Genomic DNA, 14,096 nt, shown 5'->3' on the forward strand with positions numbered 1-14,096 from the left:
AATGGCATGCGCTGAACTCGAAGCACTCCGACTCGCACTGATGAACATCACCGGCACCACAGACGAGAGCGTCAAACGACACGCCGAAGCCGAACTCGAAGGCTATCTCGACGAACCCGGCCCGATTCAGGCGCTCGCAAACGCCGCGACCCTCGACGAAGCCCAACGACACCTCGACGCCGCGCTCGTCGACCTCGAAAAAGAGGCGATGGAGACGCCCAGAGACGACCCGCAGTCGGGCTACCTCCGCGGTCGCGTCGTCGCCGTTCGAGACGCCGAGCGGTCGCTTCGTCGACTCCGCGACCAGACTGACTCGTTCCTCGACGACCTCGGTGAGGCTCACCACGACCTCCACGACACCTTCCCAGTCGAGGAGTAACCCGCGATGGACGCCTTCACGAACCGACGCGACTTGGGTTCTCTCGACCCCGCCGCGAGCAGACACAACTGGGCGCGGTCGGCAGTTGCCGTCTCGGGCGAACAGGTGTTCGTCGGAACGGCCGACGGGCGAATTTCGGGATTCGATTCGTCCCTCGAAGACGGCGAGCGCTGGTCGGTGCGCGGCGAGCACCGAATCGTCTCGATGGCCGCGGGCGACGACTGTCTCGTCGTCGGCGAGCGCGGCGGCGACGGACGCCTCCGCGTGCTGGACCCGGAAACCGGCACCCTACGCTGGGAGTACGCGACGACGGACGACATCGGCACCGCGACGAGAGAGTCGTTGTTCTTCCTGCCGTACCTCGTCGACGTCGCGGTTACGGACGACCGCGTCGTCGCCATCGCCAGACGCTACGAACGAGACAGCGACGAGCGGGTTTGGACGAGCGTCGTCTACGGCTTCGACCACGATGGTGAAGTCCGGTGGCGCTACCGAACCGCCGCCTCACCAATCGCGTTGGACGCCGAACGGGATCGCGTCGCGGTCGCGTACAATCGCTGTCCCGAGGCGGACCAACACGGACTCGTCGTACTCGACGGCGAAACCGGCGCGTCGCGCGCGACGTGGGACCCCGAAATCGACGCCGAACGCCGCGTCGGCGACGTCGCGTTCGCAGGCGACGACATCGCCGTCGCCTGTCACGGCGACAAGCGCGGCTATCTACTCGACGGCGACGGCCGCGAGCGATGGTCGGTCGCCCTTGCGACGAAACAGTCACTCGGCGACGAGACGGTGTACGCCTACCCGAATCACGTCTGCGTCGCAGACGGGACCGTCGTCTTCGTGACCGGCAACACGTTCGCGGAATCGACCCGCGACCCGGACGCCCGACACCCGAATGAACACACCGTCTTCGCAGTCGAAGACGGCGACCCGAAGTGGACGTACGACTCCGGCGGGTTCGCTCGCGGCGTCGAATCGGTCGGCGAGCGCGTCGTCGTCCCGTCGGCGCAGAACTTCCGGCTCCGAAGCGCCGACACCCACTGCGTCCGCGTCTTCGACGCCGCTGACGGCCACGTCGAGACAACCGAGTGTTCGGGTATTCCGACTGCAATCGCCGTCGGTGACGACGTACTGGCGATGGTCGAAGAGCCGGTCGAATACCACGACGAAGGCGTCACGCACGGGGCGTATAGGCTCCACGTGCAACCGGCGGCGGAATCCCGTCGAAACTAGGATTCGTCGGCCGACCTCGCCGCGTCGGCAACTCGTTTTGCTGAAAGTTCGGATAGCGGAATTCGACGCCCGCCGGTCTCGGAGACGAGAATATCGGTCACGCCGACGCCATCATCGCCGGCATCGACGACGACGACCGACGCGTCGGTCGTTGCGAGTTGCCGCGCCGCCGACCGCGTCTCACCGGTCGGGCTTCCGTCGGCGACGTTCGCCCGGCCGTCCGTCACGACGACGACGAGACACGAATCCGTCTCGGCACCCGTGACCAGTCGGTGTGCGGCGTCCAAGCCGTCTGGAAGCGGGGTTCGGTCGCCGGACGGGAGTTCCTTGAGGTGGCGGGCCGCGAGCGTGACGCTGTTGGTCGGCGGGAGCAACACCTCGGCCGAATCGCCAGCGACGGCGACGAACGCGACTTCGTCGCGCTGTTGATAGGCGTCTTCGAGAAGCGTCATGACCGTTCCTTTCGTCGCTCGCATGGCAGAACGCATCGACGCGCTCGCGTCCACGACGAAGACGACGAGTGACCGGGCTGACCCTCGCTTGACGGCCGTCTTGAGGTCCGCGTCGGTGACGCGAGTGCGACCATTCGACGCCGCCGTGCGGACCGACGCCGGAACGTCAATGTCGTCGGCGGCAGTCGCCGGCTCGGTCCGGACGCGCGACCCGCGGCCCTGCCGCGATTCGCCGACTGTCGCTCGCGTGCCCCCGCCGGGCGTGTCCGACTGGAGTTCCACGTCGTCGAGAGACGGGTCGTCAACCTCGCCGACTGCCGCCCGTTTCTGGCCGGGGAGAAGCGGTGTCGCCTCGGGCGCGCCGCCGTCGCTGTCGCCGTCGGCGTCTGATTTCGGCTCCGAATCGGAGTCACCGCCCGACGAGTTTCCGCGGCCGTCGCTTTCACGGTCCCCGTCCCGCGTCGTTTCGACCCCGCCCGAGTCGGTCGCGTTCTCGGCGTTGGACGAAGGTCCGCTGTCGGGGTGGCCCCGGTCGTCGCGGTCGGAATCAGTGTCGCCAGCGCCGCGTTCGGGACCTCCCGATTCGTCTTCGTCGCCAGCCTCATGGCTTCCGTCACCGTCTTCGTGATCCCCGTCGCCGTCTTCGTGGTCCCCGTCGTCATCAGTGTCGTTCTCGGTGTCTGCGTCGTCCAACTCAGTTCCCGCGTCCGAGTCGTCGCTGTCGAAGTGGTCGTCGAGGATGTCGTCGGCGTCGGCCGAGTCGTCGAACGGCCGGTTTTGGAGTCGGTGCGGGAGCGCGAGCGCGGCGGCCTCACGAACGTCGCCGGTGATGACCTTCGTGCGGCCGTCGAGCGCCGCGAGGGTTCGGGCAGTGCGGGCGATAGCGATGTCAGCGCGGTGGCCCTCGACGCCCGCGTCGAGGCAGAGTTCGGCGATATCGGACTTGAACTCCGACGGGAGAGAGACGGCGGGCAGTCGGTCGCGGGCCGCCCGGACGTCGCGTTCGAGTGCCGCAACCTCGTCGTGGTGGGAATCAAACGAGTCGGCCGCGTCGCGGCCGCGTTCGAGCGCCCGGTCGATAATCGTGACACGCTCTTCGACGGAGCGACTGCCGACGACGCTCGCTTGGAGGGCAAAGCGGTCTCTGAGTTGCGGGCGCAGGTCACCTTCCTCGGGGTTCATCGTCCCGACGAGCGTGAACTCGGCGGGGTGTTCGACGCTCACGCCGTCGCGCTCGACGCGGTTGACGCCACTGGCGGCCGCGTCCAACAGCAGGTCTACGAGGTGGTCGTCCAGCAGATTCACTTCGTCAACGTAGAGGATACCGCGGTTCGCGCGAGCGAGCAGTCCGGGGTCGAACGACGCGTTTCCGTCGAGCGCGTCGGCGACAGAGAGCGTTCCGGCGACCCGGTCGCGGGTCGCACCGAGCGGGAGCGTCACGAGGGGAACTGGACGCGTCTCGACGTCGAACTCGTCGCGCTCGCGGCACGACTCACACTGACTCGCCGAGTCGTCCGGCGGACAACCGTAGGGACAGCCGACCACGACTTCTTGTTCGGGAAGCAACTCCGCGAGCGCCCGAACAGTCGTCGATTTCGCCGTTCCCTTCTCACCGCGAACGAGTACACCGTCGAGTTCGTCGTTGACCCCGGCCGCCAAGAGCGCCCGTTTGAGCGTCTCTTGACCGACGATAGCGGGAAACGGGAGCGTCTGCGCAGACATGAGATATGAAACCTTACTTGTAGTAGGGCAATAATGCTTTATCAAAAGATGCCAACAATTGGCCTGTACACGGCGACCGAAAACGAGTTGGGGGCGGTACAGCAGGCCGCCAAACGACTCGACGGAATCGACCTCGTCGTCCGGTCTTCGAGCGACCTCGACGACGCCACCGACGTCGATGCGTTCGTCGATGCGGTGGAGTCGGCGACGGCGGTCGTGCTCTGGCTCCACGGTGCCGAAGACAGCATGCCCGGCTACGACCACGCCGTCGAGCGACTATCCAAGGCTGGCGTCCCGCTCGTCGTCAAAGCCACCGGCGACGCCTTCGCACTCCGGGACACGACCGTCGCGGAGGAAGACCGCGACAGAGCCTACGACTACCTCGAACGCGGCGGCGTCGTGAACATCGAGAACCTCTGTCGGTATCTCGCGGCCGAGTACGACGATTTCGACACGACCGTCGATGAACCGGTCGAACTGCCGACCGAGGGCGTCTACCACCCAAATTACCCCGGCATCGAGTACGAGGAGTTACTCGATACGTTCGACGACGACAAGCCGACGATTGGGCTCTGGTTCTACGAGTCGCACTGGACGCACGCGAATACCCGGTACGTCGATGCGATGGTCGAACGACTGGAGTCACTCGGCTCGAACGTCCTGCCGGCGTTCTGTAATCCCGCGACCGACGAGGAAGGACAGGAAAACGCCGAGTGGGTCGCCCGAAATTGGTTCTCCGACGACGGCGGACCGCTCGTCGATGCCGTGATCAGTTCGTTCATGTTCTCGCTGTCGATGAGCGAACGCGGCCGCGACGCGGCCGACGAAGGAGCGAACGCAGAAGACGTGTTCCTCACCGAACTCGGCGTCCCCGTGCTTCAGGGAATCACGACGATGCGGTCTCGCTCTCGGTACGAAAGCAGTGACACCGGCGTGATGGGCTTCGAACTCGCGCTTTCCGTCTCGCTTCCCGAGTTCGACGGCAACGTCATCACCCACCCCATCAGCGGAAAAGAGCGAATGGAAGACGAGGCGGGTGTCGGCAGTGCGCCGAAACAGCACTTTCCTATCGAGGACCGCGTGGACCACATCTCCCGCCTCGCGGTCAACTGGGCGACCCTCCAGTACCTGCCGAACGACGAGAAGAACGTCGCCGTCGTCCTCCACAACTACCCGCCGAGCGACGACGGTATCGGCACGGCGTTCGGACTCGATAGCCCGGCGAGTACGGTCAACCTGCTTTCCGAACTGCAGGAACGAGGCTATGCTGTGGGCGACGTTCCAAGCGATGGACAGGCGCTCATCGACACGCTCACGTCGCAACTCACTCTCGACGACCGCTGGGTCGCACCCGAGGACGTTCGGGACCTGAGCGTCGACGTCGTCTCAGCCGACCAGTACGGCGAGTGGTTCGAGGAGACCGACGAGCGCTTCCAAGACAATCTCGTCGAAGAGTGGGGCGAACCGCCAGAGCGACCCTTCGCCATTCCGGGCGTCGAGTTCGAAAACGTCCTCGTGACGGTCCAGCCGCCGCGCGGCTTCGGAATGGACCCCTCGAAGGTCTACCACGACTCGGACCTCCAACCTCCCCACGACTACCTCGCGTTCTACGGCTGGCTTCGAAACGAGTTCGAGGCCGACGCCGTCGTCCACCTCGGCACCCACGGGAGTCTCGAATGGCTCCCCGGCAAGACGGTCGGCCTGAACGCCGAGAGCGCGCCGGACCAGTTAGTCGGCGACCTGCCGAACGTCTACCCGTACATCATCAACAACCCCGGCGAGGGAACGCAGGCCAAGCGCCGTTCGTACGCGGCCATCGTCGATTACCTGACGCCCGTCATGCGAACCGCGGGAACCTACGACGACCTCGCGGACCTCGAAGAACTCGCCCGTGAGTACCGCGAGGCGGGGATGGACGAGGCGCGCCCCGACCGCGGCGATCACCTCCGAGAACTCGTCGTGGAGGCTGTCGAAGAACTGGACCTCGCGGTCGAACTCGGCTTCGAGGACGCCGCCGATATCGGCGCAGAAGCCGAGTTCGACGACCTCGTCGAGCGCATCCACGAATACCTGACCGACGTGAAGACGACGCAGATCCGGATGGGACTCCACACGATGAGCGAACCACCGGAAAGCGACCGACTCGTGGAGTACCTCGTCGCCCTCACACGACTGCCGAACGCCGACACGCCGAGCCTCAGAGCGAGCGTCGCGGGCGTCATGGGCGTCGAGTACGACCTGATGCGAGACGAACCCGGAACCTACGACGAGGACCTCGGGATGTACCTCTCGGAGGCGGCAGACCGCGTCTACGACCAGTGTGTCGAACTGGTCGAAACCCTCGCGGAACACGACTTCGACGTGCCCGAATCGGAGGTCGAAGCCGACCCCGACGACGAGGTGAACATGAATTTGCTCGTCGTCGATATCGACCAACTCGGCGACGCGCGAGCGAAGCGCGGCGCGCACGACGACCTCCGCGAGGTGCTGGCGTTCATCTGCGACGAGGCCGCCCCGCGAATCGCCGCCGCAGAAGACGAGATTCCGCAGACTGCGGACGCGCTCGACGGCGAATACGTCCAACCGGGCGGGAGCGGCGCACCGACTCGCGGCGGCGTGGACCTGCTCCCGACGGGCCGGAACTTCTACACGCTCGACCCTCGGAAGGTGCCCGCCAAACCGGCGTGGGACGTGGGCAAGCGCGTCGCTGACGGTGTGCTCGAACGCCATCACGACGACCACGAGGAGTATCCAGAGGAGTTCGGCGTCGTCGCGTGGGGGACGCCGACGATTCGAACCCGCGGTGAGACCATCGCACAGGTCCTCGCGTTCATGGGCGTCGAACCGGTCTGGACCGACGCGGGCCGCATCGACGACGTGGAACCGATTTCGCTCGACGAACTCGGTCGGCCTCGCGTTGACGTGACGACGCGTGTGTCCGGACTCTTCCGCGACGCCTTCCCGCAGGCCGCGAGCGTCATCAACGACGCCGTTGACGCGGTCGTCGAACTCGACGAACCGCACGAGATGAACTACGTGAAAAAGCACGTCGAGGAGGAAGCCGAGGAGTTGGAAGCCGACGGCTTCGACGCGGCCGAGGCCGAGAAACTGGCCACGCACCGCGTCTTCACGACCACGCCCGGCGGGTACGGCGCGGGGACGAACAAGGCGGTAGACGAAGGCAACTGGGACGACCGAAGCGACCTCGCAGACGTGTACGTCCAGTGGGGTGGCTACGCCCTCGGGAGTCGTGGCCGCGTGACCGAAGCCCACGAAGCGTTCGAACGACGCCTGAGCGGGGTCGAGGCGACGGTGAAAATCGAAGACACCGCCGAACAAGACGAGTTCGACTCGTCGGACTGGTACGCCTTCCACGGCGGGTTTATCTCCGCTGTCGGCGAAATTTCCGGGTCTGACCCGGCCTCGTACGTCGGCGACTCCAGCGACCCCGACAATCCGCAAATCTACACCAACGAGGAGAAGGTCCGCAAGACGATGCGGGCGCGTGTCCTCAATCCTGATTGGCTCGACAGCATGGAGGAACACGGCTACAAAGGCGCGGGCGACCTCTCGACGACGGTCGATGTCGCACTCGGCTGGGACGCGACGACCGGCGTCGTCAGCGACACCCTCTGGGAGAGTCTCGCCGAAGCCTACGCCTTCGACGAGGACCGACAGGCGTGGATGCGCGACGTGAACCCGTGGGCGCTCGAAAGCATCACCGAGACGCTCCTCGAAGCTATCGACCGCGGTCTCTGGGACGCCGACGCCGACGTGAAAGAACGGTTGCAGGACATCAACCTCTCGGTCGAAGGAGACCTCGAAGCGAACACGACCAACGCGGTGACGCAGACCAATGACTGAAAACGAAGCCTACGCGGACCTCGGTGCAACGACGCAGGAAGCGATGGATATCGCGGAGACGAGCATGGACATCGTCCGGACGTTCGTCCCCGACGAGACGCTCAACGACCGACTCCGACAGAAGGCGGTGCACGCGACCGGTGACGCCGAATTCCAACACCTCATCCGCTGTCAGAACGACCCGGCCGTCGCCGGAGCGCGCGCCGTCCTCGACGAGCGACCAATCGTGACGGACATCACGATGGCGAAAGCCGGAATCACCGGGCGCGGTCACGATTGCCCAGTGCAGAAGGCCATCGGCAACGGGGCCGGACTCGCCGCCGAGACCGGGATGACACGCACCGCCGCCTCGGTTCTCGAACTCGACAAACGGGATGTCTACGAGGGCGCAATCGCCGTCGTCGGCAACGCCCCGACCGGTGCGTTGGCGCTCGCCGACTGCATCGAAAACGGCACTCGTCCGGCGGTCGTCGTCGCAACTCCAGTCGGGTTCGTCAAGGCCGCCGAAAGCCGAAAGCGAATCCGCGACGTCGCGGCGGAGTACGGTGTCCCCGCCGTGACGAACGTCGGAACGCGCGGCGGAAGCGGTCTCGCGGCCGCCCTCACGAACGAGTTGATTCACGTCGCAAGCGACGTACGCGACGGCGACGTAGACCTGACCGCGCATGAGTGAGGACGACCCATACGACCTCGACAGCGGGCCGGACCCGGCAAGTGTCGCGGCCGCGACGCCCGAACCAGATATCGAAGACGCCGACAATCCGGTCTACGGCGTCGGCATCGGTCCCGGGAATCTGGAGTATCTGACGCCGCGCGGCCTGCGAGCCATCCAAGAGGCCGACGTGGTCGTCGGCTTTCAGACGGTCGTCGATTTCGTCGCCGACGAGACCGATGCCGACTTACTCACCTGCGGCTACGACGACGAGGCCGAGGCCCTGAGCGAGTTCACCGAGCGCGTCGCGGTTGGCGAGCGCGGCACAGCGGTGCTGATGGGCGACCCGAACCACTCGGGCTACCAGTTCCTCGGGAAAGTTCAGCGGGCGGTTCGGCGAGTGTCCGAGCGGCCGGTCAAAGCAATTCCGGGGATTTCGTCGCTCCAAATCGCCGCGAGTCGCGCGCGGACGCCGATGGAAGACACGCGATTCGTCACGCTCCACAAGAGCGGGTCACTCGATTTCGACCTCGACCGGCTGGCCGAAGTTGTCGGCGAGCGACACCTGCTGGTCCTCCCGCGCCCGTTTGACCTGATGCCCGGCGACATCGCCGAGTTCCTGCTGGACTCCGGCGCTGACGAGTCGCTGGAGGCGCTCGTCTTAGAGCGACTGACTCACGACGACGAACACATCACGCGAACGACGCTCGGCGAACTCAGCGAGTCCGCAGGCGGGAGCGGTCGGGAATCGACACCGTACTCCGACCTTTCGGTACTCGCCGTTCGTGCGCCCGCCGCACCGGAGGGCGGTCGATGAGAGGATTCGTCCTCGGTGGGACGAGTTCCGGCGTCGGGAAGACGGTCGCAACGCTGGCACTCATTCGCGCGCTTCGAGACGACGGCCACAGCGTCCAGCCCGCGAAAGCCGGACCAGACTTCATCGACCCAAGCCACCACGAACAGGTTGCGGGGCGGCCGTCTCGGACGCTCGACCTGTGGCTCGAAGGCGACGACGGCATCCGGCACAACTACTATCACGGCGACGGCGACATCTGCGTCGTCGAGGGCGTGATGGGACTGTACGACGGTGACTGCTCCAGTACGGCCATGGTTGCCGAGGCGCTCGACGTGCCGGTCGTGTTAGTCGTGGATGCGAAAGCCGGAATGGAGAGCGTCGCCGCGACGGCCCACGGCTTCCGCGAGTACGCCGACCACGCCGGACGCGACATCGACGTGGCCGGAATCATCGCCCAGCGGGCGCACGGCGGCCGCCACGAAGACGGTATCAAAGACGCACTTCCGGACGAGATGACGTACTTCGGTCGCATTCCGCCGCGGTCGAACCTCGAAATTCCAGACCGCCACCTCGGGCTTCACATGGGCGACGAGTCGCCGCTTTCCGACGACGACCTCGCGGAGGCGGCGGCGGAGATTCGAACTGAGCGACTCACCGAGGTCGCGCGGGAGCCGCCACGACCGCCGGCGCGGTCGCCAGCCGAGCAGTCTGGGTCTCGGGTCGCAGTCGCTCGGGATTCGGCGTTCTGTTTCGCCTATCCGGCGACTATCGAGAAACTCGAAGCGCGGGCGGACGTAGTGACGTTCTCGCCGGTCGCGGGCGACGGGTTACCCGAGTGTGACGGCGTCTACCTCCCCGGCGGTTATCCAGAACTGCACGGTCCCGAACTGGATGGCTGTCCCGCGCTCGGCGACATCGCAAGAAAAGCCGCCGATGGACTGCCCGTATTCGGCGAGTGCGGGGGTCTGATGGCGCTTACCGAGTCGCTGACGACGGACGAAGGGACGTACGAGATGGCCGGCGTCCTCCCAGCGGACGTGCAGATGTGTGACCGGTATCAGGCGCTCGACCACGTCGAACTCCAGGCGACGACGGACACGCTCACGGCCGGACGAGGTGGTCGGCTCCGAGGCCACGAGTTCCACTACTCCCGCACCGACGTCGATTCCGATGCGCGATTCGCCTTCGACGTAACGCGCGGAAGCGGAATCGAAGACGAGTCTGACGGTCTCTTCGAGTACCGAACGCTCGGAACCTACTGCCACGTCCACGCAGAAAGCGGCGCATTCGAGACGTTCGTTCGGAACGTGACGGCCACGCGCTGATGTCGAGCGAACCGCGGCACGTATCTGCGCTTCGGGACGACTTCGACAGCCACGCCGGTTCCACCTCAGCGATGCTCTCAAAATACATTTTTAACTGAGTAAATAGTGGCGACGCTGTCAGCGAGAAACGACCGTGTCCGTACAGCTATCGTTCATGTTTTTCGAAATACCAATATAGTCACGCGGCGGCCATCGTAGGTCGAGTACGAACTGCGAGGCAGTGGACAAACCGAGTTCCGAACACGAGCCGAAAATGTCTGCGACAACCAATTATTTGAATTCAATGACAGTTAGAGGTATATACTTCTGGTATTAGCGGGAATAAAGTACGTAATGAGGTTAAATTACTCATTTGGGGGGAGTTCACTCGCGGGGTTTCGGAGTTATTTCACTGATTTGGCCCGCGTCAACCGCCTTCCAGAAACGGTCGGCTACAACCTCGTCTACTTCGCTATCGGAATCGGTCTTGTGGAAAAGTCACCTATCCAACTATTCGGTGACGCAAATCACCAACTCGGAATCGTCTTCCTCGCCGTGATGCTCACGAAGACGCAGGCGTCTATCGCCGACGTCATCCACGACTACACGATCGACAAAGCGAATCCCGAGAAGTCGCATCTCGCCTCAGCGGTCGATACAATCGGTGTCGAAACCCTCTGGACGATGCTCACTGTCGAACTAATCGGGGGACTCGCGTTCTGGGCGTGGCTCAGCATCGAAAGCGGAATGCCGTTTTTCGTCTTCGTGGGGGCAGTGAGTTCGATACTCGGATTCACCTACTCGTACCCGCCGCGACTGAAAGAACGCGGCGTGTTCAATCACCTCGTGACGACCGGGGTCGATGTCGTCGGCGTTATCCTCCCCGTCGTGATTGTCGCTGGCGGAGCGGCCGACGGGCGGGTCGTGACCCCGCTCGGTATCGTCTTCTTGTACGCGTTCGGGTACCACGTGGTCCACCAAGCCGCGGATACGGCTTACGACCGGAAAAGCGGCATCGAGACGTTCACCCAGTCACTCGGTGTGACACCGAGTATGTGGCTCGCCGGGTGCGTGACTGTTCTAGCCGCGGTGCTCGCAGTCGGGCAAGGATACCTGATTGCCGCCGCAGGGTTAGTCATCGGCGGCCTCGGATACGTCACCCTCGCAGTGGCAGTCCGAGACGGTCCGGAAGCGGCCCAATGTCACAAAATTGCACAGTGGTTTCGAATTGATGTGTGGGCAACTGCACTAAACGGTGCGTTCGCGGTGAGTTTATTCGCGTAGATCTCTGCAATAACTATATATCAGTAATCCGAATTCTCGTGTATGAGTAGCCTGACGCAGAACGGCGAACTTCGAGATGTCCTCCACAAACGAAGTGTGATTCTCGAAGCCGTATCCGACCAACCGTACACGAAACCGGAACTCACCGAAATCCTCGGGACATCGCGTTCCACAATCGACAGAGGCATCGACGACCTCGAATCGATAGATTGTGTCGAGCGACACAACAGCAGATACGCTCCGACGACGAAAGGCGAACTCGCGTTGGCGGAATATACGAAGTACACGAATATCATGGATAGTCTCAGTCGCGCTGGAGATATCCTAAATTATCTTCCTTCTGATAGTTCGGTCAGCCTCGCGTTTCTCGACGGTGTTTCGGTCTATCCGTCCGACCCGAACGTCCCCGACTCGGCGCTCAAAGCCAGCGACGACTTGTTAGCAATCTCGACTCGAATGAACGGTCTCGCACCGACCGCGCTATCGACCTACCCTGATACGATAGAAGGCGGCGTACAAGGACACGGTCTGAGCGTCGAAATCGTCGTCGAAAGCAATGTCCTCGACTCGATTATCGAAGTTCGCAGTGAAGCGATGGCGAGACTCGCGGGCTACGAAGACGTCGAGTTCTACCGGACCGACGTCGAACTGCCGTACGCGCTGTGGATAATGGAGCAAGAAGACGGCGAGACGGCGGGGATGACGGTCTATAACAACGGTGGCATTCAAGGAGTACTCATGAACGATAGCCCTGCCGCAGTTTCGTGGGCGCGGAAGGTCTACCAGGGGTACCGCGATAATGCGGTCAACGTGACGGAGTCTGTCGCACAAACCGAGTAGAAAATAATATCTGTTATATTTTTGAATAGACAAGCGTTTGTGTTGAAACTATATCACGAATGCGGTGTTATACTGTGGATTTAATGTACTGATTGATCGAATAACAGGTGATGACAGATGACACGGTATTAGGTGACCCACCCGGTCCGGGGGGAATACCGTTCCTTGGGAATACCCATCAGTTGTTGCGACACGATTTACTCGATTGGATGTCGGATTTGGTCGAGACGCACGGCGATATCGTGCGATTGACCGTCGCAGGAAAGCGACTGACAATCGTCGCCGACCCGACTGCTGTGGAAACTATTCTCATCGACGAAAACGAACACTTCGAAAAAGGGGGGTTCCAAAAGCGAGTAACGGCATCGCTCCTCGGGCAAGGACTCGTTCTTGCGGAAGGCGAACAATGGCGCGAACACAGACACGCGCTCGAACCCGCGTTTCATCCGCGACAAACTGAGCGGTTTGCCGACGTGATTCAGGGCCAGGCCGCCCGCCAGTTCGAGAGATGGACCGACGGGGACGTTCTGGACTTCGATAGCGAGATGCAGGAGTTGACGTTAGCGATAATCTCGGAGGCCCTATTCGACGTCGATACGCGGTCAGCGTCGTTGAATCTCGAAGAGTCGTTCGCACAGGTACTCGCGCACTACGAGCAGGTCGGAGAGACGTATATCTACGTCCCGGAGTGGATTCCGACGCCCGGAAACCGGCGGTACAAGCGAGCGCTCGACGAACTGAATTCGGTAGTCGAGAGAATTATCCAGTCACACGCTCGCGGCGACGGAAACAAAGAGACTGTCGTGTCCAAACTACTCACTCACGGCGGGTCGGATGCGGCGTTCGGACGCGACGAGATACGGGACGAGATTGTGACGATGCTCGTGGCTGGTCACGAGACGACGGCGCTGGCGCTGACGTTCACGATACACCTTCTCGGAACGACACCATCGGTGTTACAGCGGACACGAGCCGAAGTCGATTCGTTCGACGACGACCAGTTTCTCGAACAGGTGCGGAACTCGCAGTGGTTAGAACGCGTCATCGACGAATCACTACGGCTGTATCCGCCGGCGTACAGCATCTTCCGCGAACCGACGACAGACGTAACGCTCGGAGGCTACAGAATCCCCGAAGGGACGATTGTCGTACTGCCGCAGTGGGTGGTCCACCGAGACGAGACGGTGTTCGATTCGCCGTCGGAGTTCCGGCCGTCACGGTGGACAGACGAGTTTCGGTCGTCGCTGTCTCCGGGGTCTTACTTCCCGTTTGCGGCCGGACCGCGTCGGTGCATCGGAGAGCGGTTTGCGAAGTTGGAACTGAAAATCGTTCTCGGGATGTTTCTGCGTGAGTTCGACTTCGAAATCGTCTCCGAGGCACCGCTCGACGTCACCCCGTCGCTTTCGACGCGACCCGCCGACACGGTCACCGTGAGCGTGCAAAAGCGCTCGGCTAGAGAAGGTACCGAGCGCTAGGTTCGGACTCGACGCTGGATTGTCGAGTGAGTGGTACAACGACGCTACCCCTATTTCTTCGGATACCAACCCCGAAAGAGAGCGTTGAGTTA

At 63.2% G+C, this 14,096-nt stretch carries 10 protein-coding genes; 9 read left to right on the plus strand and 1 reads right to left on the minus strand.

Annotation, left to right across the window (positions count from 1 at the left end; all coding sequences use genetic code 11):
• Window position 1: 1 nt before the first annotated feature.
• Entirely contained in the window at window positions 2–379 is a 378-nt protein-coding gene (locus tag C440_RS06135) for a DUF3209 family protein (RefSeq protein WP_008319333.1), read from the plus strand.
• Between the two features lie 6 nt (window positions 380–385).
• Window positions 386–1,615: an outer membrane protein assembly factor BamB family protein gene (locus C440_RS06140; protein WP_008319336.1), complete on the plus strand. Its 1,230-nt coding sequence runs from the start codon at window positions 386–388 to the stop codon at window positions 1,613–1,615.
• Here C440_RS06140 and C440_RS06145 read toward each other — a convergent pair.
• Window positions 1,612–3,789: an ATP-binding protein gene (locus C440_RS06145; RefSeq protein ID WP_008319339.1), complete on the minus strand. Its 2,178-nt coding sequence runs from the start codon at window positions 3,787–3,789 to the stop codon at window positions 1,612–1,614. The genes C440_RS06140 and C440_RS06145 overlap by 4 nt on opposite strands.
• A gap of 33 nt (window positions 3,790–3,822) precedes the next feature.
• Between C440_RS06145 and cobN the strand changes: the two genes are divergently transcribed.
• The 7 genes from cobN (at window position 3,823) to C440_RS06180 (ending at window position 14,004) form a co-directional block, all read left to right on the plus strand.
• A complete protein-coding gene (cobN, locus tag C440_RS06150; protein ID WP_275040241.1) occupies window positions 3,823–7,653 on the plus strand; it encodes a cobaltochelatase subunit CobN in 3,831 nt (1,276 codons plus the stop codon).
• Window positions 7,646–8,326 (plus strand): precorrin-8X methylmutase, encoded by a 681-nt coding sequence (locus tag C440_RS06155; RefSeq protein WP_008319343.1) that lies wholly within the window; start codon window positions 7,646–7,648, stop codon window positions 8,324–8,326. The genes cobN and C440_RS06155 overlap by 8 nt, the downstream gene beginning before the upstream one ends.
• Window positions 8,319–9,122: a cobalt-precorrin-7 (C(5))-methyltransferase gene (locus C440_RS06160; protein WP_008319345.1), complete on the plus strand. Its 804-nt coding sequence runs from the start codon at window positions 8,319–8,321 to the stop codon at window positions 9,120–9,122. The genes C440_RS06155 and C440_RS06160 overlap by 8 nt, the downstream gene beginning before the upstream one ends.
• Window positions 9,119–10,426, plus strand: a complete 1,308-nt coding sequence (locus C440_RS06165; protein WP_008319348.1) for a cobyrinic acid a,c-diamide synthase — start codon at window positions 9,119–9,121, stop codon at window positions 10,424–10,426. The genes C440_RS06160 and C440_RS06165 overlap by 4 nt, the downstream gene beginning before the upstream one ends.
• Window positions 10,427–10,822: 396 nt before the next feature.
• On the plus strand, window positions 10,823–11,689 hold the full coding sequence (locus tag C440_RS06170) for a UbiA family prenyltransferase (protein ID WP_008319349.1): 867 nt from the start codon (window positions 10,823–10,825) through the stop codon (window positions 11,687–11,689).
• A 42-nt stretch (window positions 11,690–11,731) separates the two neighbouring features.
• Window positions 11,732–12,529 (plus strand): helix-turn-helix transcriptional regulator, encoded by a 798-nt coding sequence (locus C440_RS06175; protein WP_008319351.1) that lies wholly within the window; start codon window positions 11,732–11,734, stop codon window positions 12,527–12,529.
• Window positions 12,530–12,639: 110 nt separating this feature from the next.
• Window positions 12,640–14,004 (plus strand): cytochrome P450, encoded by a 1,365-nt coding sequence (locus C440_RS06180; RefSeq protein WP_083893998.1) that lies wholly within the window; start codon window positions 12,640–12,642, stop codon window positions 14,002–14,004.
• Window positions 14,005–14,096 lie beyond the last annotated feature (92 nt).

Source organism: Haloferax mucosum ATCC BAA-1512 (genome assembly GCF_000337815.1).
Taxonomy (GTDB): Archaea; Halobacteriota; Halobacteria; order Halobacteriales; family Haloferacaceae; genus Haloferax; species Haloferax mucosum.